Source organism: Pseudomonas versuta, assembly GCF_001294575.1.
GTDB classification, from domain to species: Bacteria; Pseudomonadota; Gammaproteobacteria; order Pseudomonadales; family Pseudomonadaceae; genus Aquipseudomonas; species Aquipseudomonas versuta.
The window spans coordinates 532,999-547,789 of the sequence record NZ_CP012676.1 but is presented as its reverse complement, the minus strand read 5'-3'; the positions used below and the strand labels follow the sequence as shown (position 1 = coordinate 547,789).

17 protein-coding genes are annotated in these 14,791 nt (G+C 58.3%); 11 read left to right on the top strand and 6 right to left on the bottom strand.

Annotation, left to right across the window (positions count from 1 at the left end):
• Positions 1-20 precede the first annotated feature (20 nt).
• The 3 genes from AOC04_RS02565 to AOC04_RS02555 are packed head-to-tail and all read left to right on the top strand — an operon-like array spanning position 21 to position 1,899.
• The gene (locus AOC04_RS02565; protein ID WP_060691023.1) at positions 21-1,010 is read left to right on the top strand and encodes a 2-hydroxyacid dehydrogenase; all 990 of its coding nucleotides are present in this window, start codon (positions 21-23) and stop codon (positions 1,008-1,010) included.
• Positions 1,011-1,060: 50 nt separating this feature from the next.
• Positions 1,061-1,498, top strand: coding sequence for a hypothetical protein (locus AOC04_RS02560; protein ID WP_060691022.1), 438 nt, complete (start codon positions 1,061-1,063; stop codon positions 1,496-1,498).
• A complete protein-coding gene (locus tag AOC04_RS02555) occupies positions 1,495-1,899 on the top strand; it encodes an META domain-containing protein (RefSeq protein ID WP_060691021.1) in 405 nt (134 codons plus the stop codon). The genes AOC04_RS02560 and AOC04_RS02555 overlap by 4 nt, the downstream gene beginning before the upstream one ends.
• Positions 1,900-1,986: 87 nt before the next feature.
• On the opposite strand, the gene AOC04_RS02550 is transcribed toward AOC04_RS02555, so the two are convergent.
• The gene (locus tag AOC04_RS02550) at positions 1,987-2,451 is read right to left on the bottom strand and encodes a TlpA family protein disulfide reductase (RefSeq protein WP_060691020.1); all 465 of its coding nucleotides are present in this window, start codon (positions 2,449-2,451) and stop codon (positions 1,987-1,989) included.
• A gap of 127 nt (positions 2,452-2,578) precedes the next feature.
• Here AOC04_RS02550 and arsC point away from each other — a divergent pair, with 127 nt between their 5' ends.
• Genes arsC through AOC04_RS02535 form a run of 3 tightly spaced genes read left to right on the top strand, consistent with a single transcriptional unit; the run spans position 2,579 to position 3,940 of the window.
• Positions 2,579-2,932, top strand: a complete 354-nt coding sequence (gene arsC / locus AOC04_RS02545) for an arsenate reductase (glutaredoxin) (RefSeq protein WP_060691019.1) — start codon at positions 2,579-2,581, stop codon at positions 2,930-2,932.
• Positions 2,929-3,534 (top strand): NAD(P)H:quinone oxidoreductase, encoded by a 606-nt coding sequence (gene wrbA / locus AOC04_RS02540; protein ID WP_060691018.1) that lies wholly within the window; start codon positions 2,929-2,931, stop codon positions 3,532-3,534. Before arsC ends, wrbA begins: the two co-directional genes overlap by 4 nt.
• Entirely contained in the window at positions 3,527-3,940 is a 414-nt protein-coding gene (locus AOC04_RS02535; protein WP_060691017.1) for a DUF2069 domain-containing protein, read from the top strand. The genes wrbA and AOC04_RS02535 overlap by 8 nt, the downstream gene beginning before the upstream one ends.
• An 83-nt stretch (positions 3,941-4,023) precedes the next feature.
• On the opposite strand, the gene AOC04_RS02530 is transcribed toward AOC04_RS02535, so the two are convergent.
• Positions 4,024-4,695, bottom strand: coding sequence for a DNA-3-methyladenine glycosylase I (locus tag AOC04_RS02530; RefSeq protein ID WP_060691016.1), 672 nt, complete (start codon positions 4,693-4,695; stop codon positions 4,024-4,026).
• Between the two features lie 25 nt (positions 4,696-4,720).
• A complete protein-coding gene (ttcA, locus tag AOC04_RS02525; protein WP_060691015.1) occupies positions 4,721-5,545 on the bottom strand; it encodes a tRNA 2-thiocytidine(32) synthetase TtcA in 825 nt (274 codons plus the stop codon).
• A 268-nt stretch (positions 5,546-5,813) separates the two neighbouring features.
• Here ttcA and AOC04_RS02520 point away from each other — a divergent pair, with 268 nt between their 5' ends.
• Positions 5,814-6,416: a Yip1 family protein gene (locus tag AOC04_RS02520; RefSeq protein WP_060691014.1), complete on the top strand. Its 603-nt coding sequence runs from the start codon at positions 5,814-5,816 to the stop codon at positions 6,414-6,416.
• Between the two features lie 125 nt (positions 6,417-6,541).
• Entirely contained in the window at positions 6,542-7,036 is a 495-nt protein-coding gene (locus AOC04_RS02515; RefSeq protein WP_060691013.1) for a SprT family zinc-dependent metalloprotease, read from the top strand.
• Positions 7,037-7,085: 49 nt separating this feature from the next.
• Here AOC04_RS02515 and AOC04_RS02510 read toward each other — a convergent pair whose 3' ends face one another.
• From AOC04_RS02510 to AOC04_RS02500, 3 genes are all read right to left on the bottom strand, one after another.
• Positions 7,086-8,420, bottom strand: coding sequence for a dicarboxylate/amino acid:cation symporter (locus tag AOC04_RS02510; RefSeq protein ID WP_060691012.1), 1,335 nt, complete (start codon positions 8,418-8,420; stop codon positions 7,086-7,088).
• Positions 8,421-8,788: 368 nt separating this feature from the next.
• Positions 8,789-10,135: an ATP-binding protein gene (locus AOC04_RS02505; protein WP_060691011.1), complete on the bottom strand. Its 1,347-nt coding sequence runs from the start codon at positions 10,133-10,135 to the stop codon at positions 8,789-8,791.
• Entirely contained in the window at positions 10,132-10,809 is a 678-nt protein-coding gene (locus AOC04_RS02500; RefSeq protein ID WP_060691010.1) for a response regulator, read from the bottom strand. Before AOC04_RS02500 ends, AOC04_RS02505 begins: the two co-directional genes overlap by 4 nt.
• Positions 10,810-10,944: 135 nt before the next feature.
• Here AOC04_RS02500 and AOC04_RS02495 point away from each other — a divergent pair, with 135 nt between their 5' ends.
• From AOC04_RS02495 to AOC04_RS02485, 3 genes are read left to right on the top strand one after another with little or no spacing between them, the layout of a single operon-like run.
• Positions 10,945-11,694, top strand: coding sequence for a 4'-phosphopantetheinyl transferase family protein (locus AOC04_RS02495; protein ID WP_060696850.1), 750 nt, complete (start codon positions 10,945-10,947; stop codon positions 11,692-11,694).
• Positions 11,685-13,439: an ATP-binding protein gene (locus AOC04_RS02490; RefSeq protein ID WP_060691009.1), complete on the top strand. Its 1,755-nt coding sequence runs from the start codon at positions 11,685-11,687 to the stop codon at positions 13,437-13,439. Before AOC04_RS02495 ends, AOC04_RS02490 begins: the two co-directional genes overlap by 10 nt.
• Positions 13,440-13,442: 3 nt before the next feature.
• Positions 13,443-14,777, top strand: coding sequence for a sigma-54-dependent transcriptional regulator (locus AOC04_RS02485; protein ID WP_060691008.1), 1,335 nt, complete (start codon positions 13,443-13,445; stop codon positions 14,775-14,777).
• The last annotated feature ends 14 nt before the right edge of the window (positions 14,778-14,791 follow it).

Below are 14,791 nucleotides of genomic sequence, written 5' to 3'. Positions count from 1 at the left end.
GCCACTCCAAGGAAGATCTCATGCGCACGATTCTGTTCAGCAGCCAGACCTACGACCGCGACAGTTTTACGGCCGCGGTACAACCCCAGAATGTCCAGTTGCACTTTCAGCCGGCGCGACTGAGCCTCGATACCGCAGCCCTTGCCCACGGTTACGAGGTGGTCTGCCCGTTTATCAACGACGATTTGAGCGCCCCGGTGCTGGAGCAACTGGCTGACGGCGGTACGCAACTGATTGCTCTGCGTTCGGCCGGCTTTAACCATGTCGACCTGCCAGCCGCCAAACGCCTTGGCTTGAGCGTTGTACGGGTCCCCGCCTACTCGCCTCATGCCGTGGCCGAGCATGCCGTAGCCCTGATTCTGGCGTTGAACCGTCGTCTGCACCGGGCCTATAACCGGACCCGTGAAGGCGACTTCACGCTGCATGGCCTCACCGGTTTTGATCTGGTCGGCAAAACCGTCGGCGTGGTCGGTACCGGCCAGATCGGCGCGACCTTCGGTAAAATAATGGCCGGCTTCGGCTGCAAGCTGCTGTGCTTTGATCCGTATCCAAATGCACAACTGCTGGCGCTGGGTGCGCAGTATGTAAGCTTGCCCGAGCTGCTGGCAGGCTCGCATATCATCAGCCTGCACTGTCCGCTGACTGCGGAAAACAAGCACCTGATCAACAGCCAGTCGCTGGCGACACTCAAACATGGCGCCATGCTGATCAATACCGGGCGCGGCGCACTGGTTAACACTGCGGCACTGATCGAAGCGCTGAAAAGTGGTCAGTTGGGGTACCTGGGGCTGGATGTATACGAGGAGGAAGCCCAGCTGTTCTTTGAGGATCGCTCCGATTTACCGCTGCAGGATGACGTGTTGGCGCGGCTGCTGACCTTCCCTAACGTGATCATTACTGCGCACCAGGCGTTTCTGACCCGCGAAGCACTCAGCGCGATTGCCAGCACCACGCTGGACAATATCGTGGCCTGGAGAAACGGCACACCACAAAACCTGATCGAAGGTTGAAAGGCCATACCTCGGCTGCGTGCTAGCATAGCGGCCTATTTGGAGGACCCATGGTCGAACACGATTTCCGCTACAGCCTGCTTAACCCGCAGCACACCCTGATTGAATGCCGCGCCCTGGCGCCAGGCCTGTATCAAGTCACCGGCAACGGTGGCTCGATCCAGACCAGTGACGTACTGATCGTGACGCTCAAGGGCAGCAAGGACTTGTCCATGCGCCTGACAGTCGACAAAGTGCGTCACCTGATCAACCCGCGCGGCCAGTGGGTTGCCGTAACCAAAGGACCGGTTTTCGGTGAATTGGCGATTCATCAATGGCAAGTCAACTGCGATGCCTGTGGCAAAGAGCTGAAGTTCGAGTTCGCGGTCGACGCCAAGCTCGGAACCAAGGCACAAAAACCTGCCGCCAGCGCGCGCATTGCCGAGCTGGGCTGGAGCACAGAAGGCAGCAAGCACCTGTGCCCTCAATGCCAAAAGGCTGCGCTATGAAACACCTGACCCTGTTGGCACTGCTGGGCGCAAGCCTGGCGGGCTGCGCAGGTGATCCGGTGCAATTGCAACACAACCGGGCATACGTTGTGGAATGGATCGGCGAACGTCCATTGATGGACTACAGCCACCTGACCGTGACCTTTGATGAAGGTGGCCGGGCCTATGGCAACGGCGGTTGTAATCATTGGTTTGCGCCCTACACCCTGGACGGCGACAAGCTGAGCTTTGGTGGCGTGGGCAGCACTCGCAAAGCCTGTGCGCCGGCGCTGATGGAGCAGGAGCAGCGGTTCTTCGAAGCCCTGCAAACCGTACAGCGCTGGGACATTTCGCCAATCGAACAGGTGCGTTTCTGGCCTGCAGAAGGCAAGCCCTTGCGGCTGTGGCCTGAAGAAGGCTGATTCGGGCCCGACTGCAGCCGCGAGCTTTCGCGCGGTCTTTTAAGATCAAAAGATCGCGCGCAGGCTCGCGCCTACAGGAAACCGGGCTTAACTGCCGCGTAATTCCTTGATCTTGGCCAAAACCCCGGCGGCGGTCTGCTCGCCCATCATCTGTGCCAGAACCTTGCCCTTTTCATCAATGATGTAAGTCACCGGCAGCGCTTCGCTGCGCGGCAGATCAAAGTGCTCGGCCGGATCTTGTGCCAGCACAGTGAAGGTGATGCCCATTGCAGAACTGGCATCGCTCAGCTCCTTGCCCTGCAAGCCATCGTAGTTCACCCCGAACACGCCCACCGACTGCCCCTGCAACTGCTTCTCCAGCGCGTTGAGTTCCGGTATTTCAATACGGCACGGGCCGCACCACTCAGCCCAGTAATTAATGACCTTCCATTGCTTGTCCAGACGCTCGGAAGCGACCTTCTGCCCATGTTGGTCGACCCCGTAATCATTACCGCAACCCGTCAGCAGTAACGAGGTGGCGACGGCAACTACCGCCAAAAGCCGCTTAAACATGTGTTGATCCTTCTGGGTAAATAGTGTCAAAAAAGTCTTTAGACGGCGGCCAATTAGCGCACACGGTTCAGACACGCCCGTCAGACGGGTAGAATAGCCGCCACCTTACGCAAGATGCGACCCGCACATGACCGATCTGACGCTTTATCACAACCCGCGCTGCTCGAAATCCCGCGGTGCGCTCGAAATCCTTGAAGCCCGCGGCCTGACGCCAACCGTGGTGCGCTACCTCGATAACCCGCTGGACGCCGCGCAACTGCACAGTCTGCTGGTCAAACTCGACATCAGCCCGCGCCAGCTATTGCGCACCGGCGAAGAGGAATACAAAACCCTCAACCTGGGCGATGCCGGCCTCAGCGACGAACAATTGATCGGCGCAATGGCCGCACACCCCAAGTTGATCGAACGCCCGATTCTGGTGGCAGGTGACAAAGCGGTCATTGGCCGTCCGCCTGAAAAGATTCTGGAGATACTGCCGTGAGCACGCCCTACGTTCTGGTGCTGTATTACAGCCGTAATGGTTCGACCCGCGAAATGGCCCGGCAAATTGCCCGTGGCATCGAGCAAGGCGGCCTTGAAGCACGCCTGCGCACCGTGCCTGCCGTCTCCAGCGAATGCGAAGCCGTCGCTGCGGACATTCCGGCCGAGGGCGCGCTGTATGCCAGCCTGGATGACCTGAAAAACTGCGCCGGCCTGGCACTCGGCAGCCCGACCCGTTTCGGCAACATGGCCGCCCCGCTCAAGTACTTTCTGGATGGCACCAGCAACCTGTGGCTGACGGGCGCCCTGGTCGGCAAGCCGGCTGGTGTCTTCACGTCCACCGCCAGCCTGCACGGCGGCCAGGAAACCACGCTGCTGTCGATGATGATGCCATTGCTGCACCACGGCATGCTGGTCACCGGCCTGCCCTACAGTGAAACATCCCTGCTCAATACCACAGGCGGCGGCACGCCTTACGGCCCTAGCCATCACGCCGGTGCCGATGGCAAGCGCAAACTGGATGAGCACGAGACAGCCCTGTGCCGGGCACTGGGTCAGCGGCTGGCGACTATTGCCCTGAAACTGGAGAACACCCGTGGCTAAAAAGCCAAAAGTGCTGCCCTCCATCGCGTGGCTGGAACCCCGGGTGAGGCTGATGCGGGTGCTCAGCCTGGTGTGCTTCTTCGGGTTGATCGGTTTGCTCTGCGCCTATTACCTTGCATTTGCCAACCTGCATGGCGCTCGCCCCTGGGTGATTTTGCTGATCGAGCTGGTGCCTTTGATGTTTCTGGTGCCGGGCATGCTCATGGGCAGCGCACGCGGGCACTCGTTCACCTGCTACGTGGTCAACCTGTACCTGATCAAGGGTGCACTGGCCGCGTTCGACCCGAACCGTCAGGTGTTCGGTTTGCTGGAAATCGCAGCCAGCGTGGCGGTGTTTTGCAGTGCCATGCTGTATGTGCGCTGGCGCTATCAGCTGGATCGCCGGCTGGCGGGTGAAGGCGCTTGAATCCATCGCTGGCAAGCCAGCTCCCACAAGGTGAGTGCACTCTCTGTGGGAGCTGGCTTGCCAGCGATGAAAACGCCTGAATGTCAGTGATTAACCGTGAACGCCAGCATCTGTGACAACTGGCACATCGGCCGACCGCTTTGGGCGTGCCACTGATTGAAAGCGTTCTGCACAATCGCCAGGTCGCGCAAGCTGGTCGGTGCCTTGTCCACCAGCTTTTGTGCATTCAGCGCGGCCACTACGTCATAGCTCGGCACAAAAGTGTCTTTGCCCATCATGCGTAAAAAGCGCGGCGCCGATAGCCCGCCCAACTGGTGGCCGTGCTTGGCCAGGTACTTCCAGAGCCCCACGATATCGGTCACCGGCCAGTCGGCAATAAAAGCGCCGAAACTGCCGTGTTCATGGGCTATGTCGAGGACCATCTGCGCGTTGCGCGGCACGCTTTTGAGCTTGCCCAGGTGGCGGATGATCCGCGCATCCTGCATCAGGCGTTCAAGGTGCTCAGCGCCCATCAGCACCACTTTTTCAGGATCGAATCCGAAAAAGACCTGTTCAAATACCGGCCACTTGGCGTCCACCACGCTGTGCTTGAGCCCCGCGCGAAATACGCGCAAGGCCAGGGTCGACAGGTAGCGATCGTCGCTGATCCGGCGCAACTGCTCAGCCGTTTTGGGAACGGGCAATTGGGCTTCCAGAGCGGCTGACGAACCAAAGCGATTCAAACAATATTCATGCAGCCATTTGTAGTCGCGCATGCCCTCTCCTATTTGGCTATCAGGCTTACAAATTCAGCAGGTTGACGAACCGCGGTGCGGCGTTGTCGTCAATCTTCAAATTCTTGAAGTCGTACAGGTTACGGTCCGCCAACTGCGAGGGCATCACGTTCTGCAAACTGCGGAAGATACTCTCGGTACGGCCCGGCGTCTTGCGCTCCCACTCCACCAGCATGTCTTTGACCACCTGACGCTGCAGGTTCTCCTGGGATCCGCACAAATTGCACGGGATGATCGGGAATTGCTGCAAATCGGAGTAAGCCTGGATGTCCTTCTCGTTGCAGTACGCCAACGGCCGGATCACCACGTTGCGACCGTCATCGGAGCGCAGCTTGGGCGGCATCGCCTTGAGGGTGCCGTTGAAGAACATATTCAGGAAGAACGTTTCAACGATGTCATCGCGATGATGCCCCAGCGCCATCTTGGTCGCGCCGATTTCATCGGCAAAGGTGTACAGGGTACCGCGCCGCAAGCGGGAGCACAGCGAACACGTGGTCTTGCCTTCCGGGATCAGTTCCTTGACCACCGAGTACGTGTCTTTTTCAACGATGTGGTATTGCACACCCAACGACTTGAGGTAGGCCGGCAAAACGTCTTCGGGGAACCCCGGCTGTTTCTGATCCATGTTCACGGCCACGATTTCAAACTGGATGGGCGCGACCTTTTGTAGGTGCAGCAGCACATCGAGCAGGGTGTAGCTGTCCTTGCCGCCCGACAGGCAGACCATCACCTTGTCGCCGTGTTCAATCATGTTGAAGTCGGCCACAGCCTCACCGGTCAAACGACGCAGGCGTTTCTGGAGTTTATTTTGAGAGACCGAAAGAGTGCCCATAGCGCTTCAAATCCGCGAGTTAAGACGAAAAACCGGGGATTTTACTGAAAAAAACCTGCCACACGAAGCCCCTGACCGGGCTAAAGACTTCAACGCGATAAGCGCAGGCCTGACAGCGCAATATGCTCTAACGGGCCGGGCTCATTGGGTAGCAGGTTTCCTATACTGCGAATTAGGCCGCATGCCTACGTACTGAACACATGATCTGGCTGCGCGACCGGCACGTGTCCCACTGGGGGGCGATGCGTCTTTTATAGGAGCGACAGCCATGATCCATCACGTTGTAGGGCTTTTCACCCACCCTGATCAAGAGTGGCGTGAAATACGTGGCGATGCAGAAGAAAGCATTGGCCATATGTACTTCACGCACACACTTATTCTGGCCGCCATACCGGCCATTTCAGCGTTTATTGGCACCACCCGGGTCGGCTGGTCCATCGGCAGCCGTGCAGCGGTGATGCTGACAACCGACAGCGCGCTGTGGATGACCTTGATGTCTTACATAGCGATGCTGGCAGGCGTAGGTGTAATGGGCGCCTTTATCCACTGGATGGCACGTACTTACGATGCTCAACCGAGCATGGCGCGTTGTATCGCCTTTGCCACCTATACCGCCACACCCCTGTTTATCGGGGGGCTGGCAGCTCTGTATCCGCATATGTGGCTGGGCATGTTGGTCGGTACCGCAGCCATTTGTTACACCGTGTACTTGTTGTACGTCGGCTTGCCGACCTTTATGAACATCGACCCGGATGAAGGCTTTTTGTTTTCCAGTTCAGTACTGGCAGTCGGCCTGGTGGTGTTGGTGGCGATCATGGCATTTACCGTGATCATCTGGGGCCTGGGCGTAGGACCAATCTATACAAACTGAAAGACCAACCCTCTGCAGGAGCGCGCTCCTGCAGAGACCGGATGGTTGAATGACCATTGGGCGCTATCAGCTTCGGAACCCCTCCCGATTGCGGCATAATCGCCGGCTCTGGAGAACCGAACCGCATGCCCGAGTTGCTCAATACCCGCGTCGAAGACTGTTTCCAACAAGCCGAAGTATTTTTCAAACGCCCTTTCAAACGCCCCGTAGTCAGCCTCAAGCTGCGTGGACAAAAAGCCGGTGTCGCGCATTTGCACGAAAACCTGCTGCGCTTCAATCCACAGCTGTACCGCGAAAACAGCGAAGACTTCCTCAAGCAGACTGTCGCTCACGAAGTCGCGCATTTGATCGCCCACCAGCTGTTTGGCGACCGCATCACGCCCCATGGCGAAGAATGGCAATTGATCATGCGCGGAGTGTACGAACTGCCGCCCAATCGCTGTCATACCTATGCCATCAAGCGCCGTAGCGTCACGCGCTACATCTACCGCTGCCCTTGCCCGAACAGCGATTTTGCGTTTTCAGCCCAACGCCATGGACTGGTCAAGCAAGGCCGCGGCTATCTGTGCCGTCGCTGCCGAAACACCCTGGTGTTCAGCGGTGAAACCCGAGTCGAATAAACGGTCATAAAAAAACCCATCCGAAGATGGGTTTTTTATGCGCCTGAATTTACTTCGACAGCTCCGGGGCCGGGCCTTCAGCCACCCCCAGATCGTCGGCAGGACGCATGTCATTCAACGGGCTACCACCGGAGTTGAGCTCGATCTGGAGCTTGTCTTCGTCCAGTTCTTTGACCCACTTGGCAACCACCAGCGTGGCGACCGCGTTACCAATCAGGTTGGTCAGGGCACGGGCTTCGGACATGAAGCGGTCGATACCCAGGATCAGCGCCAGACCGGCAACCGGCAAGTGGCCTACAGCCGACAAGGTCGCAGCCAGCACGATAAAGCCACTACCGGTGACGCCAGCGGCGCCTTTGGACGACAGCAACAACACCAGCAGCAGAGTGATCTGGTGGGTGATGTCCATGTGCGTGTCAGTTGCCTGGGCAATAAACACTGCAGCCATGGTCAGGTAGATCGAGGTGCCATCAAGGTTGAACGAGTAGCCGGTCGGAATGACCAGACCCACAACCGACTTCTTCGCGCCCAGACGCTCCATCTTCACCAGCATGCGTGGCAGGGCCGATTCGGACGAGGAGGTGCCCAGGACGATCAGCAGTTCTTCACGTATGTAGCGAATCAGCTTGAGTACGCTGAAGCCGTGAGCACGAGCGATGCTGCCCAGAACGACCAGTACGAACAACACGCACGTGATGTAGAAACAGATCATCAACTGACCCAACTGCACCAGCGAACCCACACCGTAGGCACCGATGGTGAAGGCCATGGCACCCAGCGCACCCAGGGGCGCCAATTTCATGATCATGTTGATGATGTTGAACATCACGTGGGCGAAGCGATCGATGAAGTCCAGCACCGGCTTGCCGTAAGCACCCAAGCGGTGCAGAGCGAAACCGAAGATCACCGAGAACATCAGCACTTGCAGGATGTCGCCGTTGGCAAACGCGCCCACGATGGTCGAAGGGATCACGTTAAGGATGAAGCCAACGATGCTCTGGTCCGCACCGGCAGTCACATAGGCCGCTACTTTGGAGGCGTCCAGGGTAGCCACATCAATGTGCATGCCCGCGCCCGGTTGAACCACGTTCACCACAACCAGCCCGATCAACAGGGCGATGGTTGATACCACTTCAAAGTAGAGCAAGGCATAACCACCGGTCTTGCCGACCGACTTCATGCTCTGCATACCGGCGATACCGCTCACCACCGTACAGAAAATAATTGGCGCGATAACCATCTTGATCAGTTTGATGAAGCCATCACCCAAGGGTTTGAGCGCTACGCCGGTTTCCGGGTAGTAATGGCCCAGCAAAATACCGATAGCAATCGCTACGATCACTTGCAAATACAGGGATTTGTACAGTGGCTGACGAGTCGTCATTGCAAAGTTCCTCAAGTGCATCACTCAGTCGTCATTCCATCTGAGACCGGTGATACCCAAAGCGCGAACCCTCCTGTACTTGGAGGGATTTGTTGTGTTGAGCTGCTCTAACGGCAGACCTCTCGCAACACACTTTGCAAGGCGCGGGCCACATTGGACAAAAGCCCCGCATGGCTGTGGAGCCTGGCTCTGGGGGGAAGTGCGGACAGGTTGTGCAGGACAGGAGTTGGCGGGTTTCCGCCTTATCGAAGGGGTATGACGGGGTAGATGGCGGATATCCGCCTTAAACAGAACACATCTAACTGCAGGAGCCAGCTACTCGCGATCTTTTCAACCCGTTAGCAGACTGCCCGCCCCTGCAGGATGTATCACAACGCCGGAAAATGAATCCGGAATGCCGCCCCGCCCAGCGACGAGTCATCCAGAGTCAGTATAGCGTCGTAGCTTTCGATGATGTCCTTGACCACTGCCAGCCCGATACCTTGCCCGGGATGCTGGCGATCCAGACGTTCACCACGGCGCAAGATGCGGGCGCGCTGATCAGGAGGGACGCCGGGGCCATCGTCTTCAACGCAGACTTCAACCCCGTGAGCGTTGCGATGCAGGCTGATGCGAACTTGTCCAAGACACAACCGATAGGCGTTTTCCAGCAAGTTACCCAGTAACTCCAGCAGCGCATTCTGTTCAATGGGTACATGGCTCAGAGGCGGTATGTCACAGCTGACCTTGACCTGTTTGTCGCGGTATACCTTGTCCAGGGTGTTGCACAGGCTTTCAACCACCGGCAGCAGTTCCACCTGATGACGCACCAGACCGCTCTTGCGCAAGCTGGCGCGCTGCAACTGGTAGCTGATTTGCTGGTTCATGCGCTCGATCTGGTTTTGCAGCACCCAGGCCTGCTCACGATCCTCCGGGCGCTGGGCCATGCTTTCACTGACCCCTTGCAACACCGCCAGCGGGGTTTTCAGACTGTGGGCCAGATCGTCAAGAGAATCGCGGTAACGGGTACGCTGCTCGCGCTCACTTTGCAGCAAGCGGTTTAATGAGCCGGTCAGACGCAACAGTTCGCGGGGATGTTGTTCGCTGAGGCTATCGCGCTCGCCGGTTTCAATCTGGTCCAACTCCTGACTCAAACGTCGCAAGGCACGTAACCCCCAAGTCAATCCAATCCAGAGCAGTGCCAGTAGCACACCCAAGGCTGCGCCAAACCCCATATAGAGGTTTTCTTGCAGCCCGGCCAGCGTCAGGTTGTATTCACGCATCGGTTGCAGGGCTACAAAACTGAAAGCCGCACTTTTGCCACCGAGCAACTTGACCTCGACATCGTAGACAAAAAACTCTTCGCCATTGTCTTCGCGAATACTCGCAAACTCGTTACCACGCCCGTCGTAGCGTGGTTTGTAGTTTATGGATTCTTCTTGCGTGGCCCGCGAGCGCCAGACCAGATGGCCCTCGCGGTCATAGATATAGCCGAGCATCCTGCTGTCAGGCAGGTTGAGTTCCTCGTCCGGAAGCAGAGCCGGCATTTTCAGATGGTTTTTTTCAACCCTGGCCGCCGAGATCAGAGTGCTCACATCGGATGCCAAGCGTTGCTCGATGGCATCCTTGAGCGCCAGGCTGAACGCCCCTTGCATCGCCGGCAATAGCGCGAGCATAAAGAGAACGGCCAACAGTGTGGCCGCCAGCATCAATCGAACCCGAAGCGAACGGATCAACGACAGCGCTCAGTAAACAGGTACCCCAAACCGCGCACCGTATCGATTGGCTTAAAGCCGTTTGCCCCCTCAAGCTTGCGTCGCAGGCGCCCGACCAGCACCTCGATCACATTCGGATCACGCTCCTCGTCATCCGGGTACAGCTGTTCCATCAATCGGTCCTTGGCCACCACCTGCTGGTGATGGCGCATCAGGTATTCCAGTATCCGGTACTCATAGGCAGTCAGCGCAAGGGGTTCGCCCTCCAGCACTGCTTGCTTGCGATTGATGTCCAACACCAGTTCGCCAGCGACAATGGTTGACTGGGTAAAACCACTGGAACGACGCAGCAACGCATTCAGACGTGCTTCCAGCTCTTCGAACTGGAACGGCTTGACTACGTAATCGTCAGCGCCGGCAGCCAGCCCTTCAACCTTGTCTTGCCAGTTGCCACGTGCAGTGAGAATCAGGATCGGGAAAGTCTTGCCCCGCTTGCGCAGCTCGCGAATCAGCTCAAGACCGCCCAGACCCGGCAATCCAAGGTCAATCATCGCCAAATCATGATTGAACTGCCCGGTCTGGTACAACGCCTCTTCGGCATTGGCCACTGCCTCGACCACATGGCCATTTTCGGTCAGACGGGTTTGCAAGTGATGGCGCAACAACGCCTCATCTTCAACCACCAGCAATTTCATTGCGCTCTCCCAAGCAGAATCCGCGTCTTGAAGGACGTTTGTCCTGTATAGCTTAGCCACACACAGTATGTCGTGCGCCCTGAACATACTCTGAACAATTGCACAGCATGGCCGCCAGCCTGCAAAATGCCCGGCATGAACCGACTCCCCGCATTGCCTGCCTGCTGCACCCCCCTGCGTGACGAATGGCCCTTGCCCCAAGCGCTGCCCGGCTGCGTGTGGTTCAGCACCGGTTTCAACCCCGCCCAATTCACGCCTGACGATTTTGCGCGCAGTGCCATTGAGATCCCCGCAAGTATTCAACGCTCTGTGGCCAAACGCCAAACCGAATTTCTGGCCGGCCGAGTGTGCGCCCGCGCCGCTTTGCTGCAGTTGGACGGCACCCGCGCCATTCCGCCGATAGGCGAAGATCGCGCCCCGATATGGCCAGCACACATCAGCGGGGCAATCACACACAGCCATGGCACAGCGGCTGCCATTGTTGCGCTTAAAAGCGAGTGGCAAGGGTTGGGCATGGACTTGGAAAACATGCTCAGTACCGAGCGCGCCCAGCGTCTGGCCAGGGAGATCCTCACTCCTGATGAGCTTCAGGCCATGGCTGACGGGTCTGTTGAAGACATTTCGCTGCTGGTGACGCTGACTTTTTCGGTCAAGGAAAGCCTGTTCAAGGCGCTCTTCCCTTTGGTGCAAAAACGCTTTTACTTTGAGCATGCGCAAGTGCTGAGCTGGACACGGGAAGGCCATGTGCGCCTGCGTCTGCTCACTGACCTGTCGCCTGAATGGCATGAGGGCCGTGAGCTGGATGCGCAGTTCGGCCTGTATCAAGGGCAATTGCTGAGTGTGGTGGCGATCAGGGCTGCACACGACTTGCCACCATGCCGGTAACCTCTCGTGCCCTGCATCTGGCGCTGTACTGCGCGTTGATTCTGGCCGGAGCCGCGGTAGCTGGCGGCTGGGCCATGCATAAGGCTGAGCAGCATGCTCTGGAAGAAAGCGTGCGGCGTGGCCCCGAGCAACTGAGCCTGTATGCCAATTCGCTGCATACCCTGATTGAGCGTTATCGGGCTTTACCCGCCGTGCTGGCGCTGGATTCCGAACTGGTCGAAGCCCTGAGTGCTCCCATCACCCCTAAAGTGCAAGCAGCGCTCAATCAAAAACTCGAACGCATCAATGGCGCGGCACAGTCCTCGACTCTGGAGCTGCTCGACAGGACCGGACTGGCGGTGGCAGCCAGCAACTGGAACACCTCCAACAGTTATGTGGGCCATAACTATGGCTTTCGACCTTACTTCAGCCAGACCCGCAGCCAGGGCTCCGGACGTTTTTATGCGGTGGGCGTGACCAGCGGCATTCCGGGGTATTTTCTGTCCAGTGCGGTACTCGATGCCAACGGTCAATTCTCCGGGGCGATGGTGGTCAAGCTGGAGTTCCCGCAGCTGGAGCGGGAGTGGAATCACGGTAACGACACACTGCTGGTCAGCGATGCCCGGGGCATTGTGTTCATTGCCAATCAGCCGGGCTGGCGTTACCGCATGCTGCGGCCGCTGAATGACAGTGATCGCAGCGAAATATCCATCACCCGCCAGTATCACAACCAGCCGCTGACGCTGCTCAAAACCCGCACCTTGCGCAGTTTTGCCGAAAACAGCTTTCTGACCCGCGTCGACGCCCCCAATGGTCCGGCAGATTACTTGTGGGAATCTTTACCGCTAAGCGCTGAAGGCTGGACCTTGCACCTGTTACGACGCCCTGTGGTCGCAGCTGAGGACAGCCGCAATGCCGCCCTCGCGGCCATCGGCCTGTGGTTGACGCTGGTATTTTCGGGCCTGTTTTTACTTCAGCGCTGGCGCCTGGGCCGTTTGCGCCAGCGTAATCGTGAAGAACTGGAGCAACTGGTAGAAGCCCGCACCCGGGATTTGCGCACCGCCCAGGATGGCCTGGTGCAATCGGCCAAGCTCGCGGCGCTGGGGCAAATGTCGGCGGCGCTGGCCCATGAAATCAATCAACCGTTAACCGCTCAGCGCATGCAGCTGGCCTCCTTGCGCCTGTTGCTCGATCACGGCCGGATCGACGATGCCTATAAAGCACTGGTGCCTCTGGAGCAAATGCTGACGCGTATGGCCGCCCTCACCGGCCACCTCAAAACCTACGCCCGACAAAGCCCAAGCGGTTTGCGCGAACGACTTGATCTGGCCGCCGTAGTGGATCAATCCCTACAGTTGCTCGAACCGCGTCTGAAAGACGAAGAGATTGATTTACAGATTGATCTGGTGCGCCCGGCATGGGTACGGGGCGATGCCATTCGCCTGGAGCAGGTGTTGATCAACCTGCTGCGCAACGCACTGGATGCCATGCGCGATAAATCGCGCAAGCTTCTGCACATCCGCATCGAAGCAGATCAGCAGCTATGGAAACTGACCGTCAGCGACAGCGGTGGCGGAATCAGCGAGGAGCATCTGGGCAAAGTATTCGATCCTTTTTTCACCACCAAACCCGTGGGAGACGGTTTAGGCCTGGGGCTGGCGGTGTCTTACGCTATTGTTCACGAAATCGGTGGTCGCCTGACTGCCTGCAATCAGGCTGATGGCGCGCTCTTCACGCTGACGCTGCCCATCGCACAGGAATCTTGAAACATGCTCAATTCGGTGATCGTGGTCGATGATGAGGCCAGCATTCGCAGTGCCGTTGAACAATGGTTGAGCCTCAGCGGTTTTAACGTTCAGTTGTTCAGTTGCGCGGAAGATTGCCTGAACCAGTTGCCCGCACATTTCGCCGGAGTGATTGTCAGTGATGTGCGCATGCCGGGGATGGGTGGCCTGGCCCTGTTGACCCGCTTGCAGCAGCTGGACCCGGACCTGCCGGTCATTCTCCTGACCGGGCATGGCGATGTGCCAATGGCGGTCGAAGCCATGCGTGACGGGGCTTATGACTTTCTGGAAAAGCCTTTCAGCCCCGAAGCGTTACTGAGTAGCCTTGGCCGCGCGCTGGAAAAGCGCCAGCTGGTACTGGAAAATCGTCTGTTGCACGAACAGGCAGACCTGCGCCAGCAGATCGACGGGCGCCTGCTCGGCGTGTCCCGCAGCCTGCAAACCTTGCGCCGCCAGGTGATCGAACTGGCACCGCTGCCGGTCAACGTGCTGATCCGCGGCGAAACCGGCAGCGGCAAGGAGCTGGTCGCCCGCTGCCTGCATGACTTTGGCCCACGGGCCGATAAACCTTTTGTCGCGCTCAATTGCGCGGCGATCCCCGAACAATTGTTCGAGGCCGAATTGTTCGGTCACGAAAGTGGCGCGTTCACCGGCGCACAGGGCAAACGTATCGGCAAACTGGAGTATGCCGATGGCGGCACCTTGTTTCTGGATGAAATCGAAAGCATGCCCCTGCCTCAGCAAGCCAAATTGCTGAGGGTGCTGCAGGAGCAAAAACTCGAGCGCCTGGGCTCCAACCAGAGCATCAAGGTTGATTTGCGGGTGATTGCCGCCACCAAGCCCGACTTGCTCGAAGAAGCCCGTGCCGGGCGTTTTCGCGAAGACCTGGCCTATCGCCTCACAGTGGCCGAGCTGCGCCTGGCACCTCTGCGCGAACGCCGTGAAGATATTGCGCTGTTGTACCAGTACTTTTCCCACACCGCGGCCGAACGCCTGGGGCGCACCCCGCGGCCACTCAGCGGGCCACAGCTGTCACGCCTGTTCAGCCACGACTGGCCTGGCAACGTGCGCGAACTGGCCAACGTTGCGGAGCGTGACGTCCTGGGCCTGAGCGAACCGCAGTTTGAAGACATCAATGCTGGCCAGTCACTCGTGGCGCAGCAGGAAGCCTTTGAAGCGCAATGCCTGCGGGCCGCCCTCACCCGGCATAAAGGCGACATCAAGGCGGTGCTCAACGAACTGCAACTGCCACGCCGCACCCTGAATGAAAAAATGCAGCGTCATGGACTGGTACGTGAGGCATTCACCCAACCTCTGTAGGAGCGAGCTTGCTC

Coding starts and splice junctions, on each gene's coding strand:
- AOC04_RS02565 (WP_060691023.1), top strand. CDS start 21: ATGCGCACGATTCTGTTCAGCAGCCAGACCTACGACCGCGACAGTTTT.
- AOC04_RS02560 (WP_060691022.1), top strand. CDS start 1,061: ATGGTCGAACACGATTTCCGCTACAGCCTGCTTAACCCGCAGCACACC.
- AOC04_RS02555 (WP_060691021.1), top strand. CDS start 1,495: ATGAAACACCTGACCCTGTTGGCACTGCTGGGCGCAAGCCTGGCGGGC.
- AOC04_RS02550 (WP_060691020.1), bottom strand. CDS start 2,451: ATGTTTAAGCGGCTTTTGGCGGTAGTTGCCGTCGCCACCTCGTTACTG.
- arsC (WP_060691019.1), top strand. CDS start 2,579: ATGACCGATCTGACGCTTTATCACAACCCGCGCTGCTCGAAATCCCGC.
- AOC04_RS02530 (WP_060691016.1), bottom strand. CDS start 4,695: ATGCGCGACTACAAATGGCTGCATGAATATTGTTTGAATCGCTTTGGT.
- ttcA (WP_060691015.1), bottom strand. CDS start 5,545: ATGGGCACTCTTTCGGTCTCTCAAAATAAACTCCAGAAACGCCTGCGT.
- AOC04_RS02520 (WP_060691014.1), top strand. CDS start 5,814: ATGATCCATCACGTTGTAGGGCTTTTCACCCACCCTGATCAAGAGTGG.
- AOC04_RS02515 (WP_060691013.1), top strand. CDS start 6,542: ATGCCCGAGTTGCTCAATACCCGCGTCGAAGACTGTTTCCAACAAGCC.
- AOC04_RS02510 (WP_060691012.1), bottom strand. CDS start 8,420: ATGACGACTCGTCAGCCACTGTACAAATCCCTGTATTTGCAAGTGATC.
- AOC04_RS02500 (WP_060691010.1), bottom strand. CDS start 10,809: ATGAAATTGCTGGTGGTTGAAGATGAGGCGTTGTTGCGCCATCACTTG.
- AOC04_RS02495 (WP_060696850.1), top strand. CDS start 10,945: ATGAACCGACTCCCCGCATTGCCTGCCTGCTGCACCCCCCTGCGTGAC.
- AOC04_RS02490 (WP_060691009.1), top strand. CDS start 11,685: ATGCCGGTAACCTCTCGTGCCCTGCATCTGGCGCTGTACTGCGCGTTG.
- AOC04_RS02485 (WP_060691008.1), top strand. CDS start 13,443: ATGCTCAATTCGGTGATCGTGGTCGATGATGAGGCCAGCATTCGCAGT.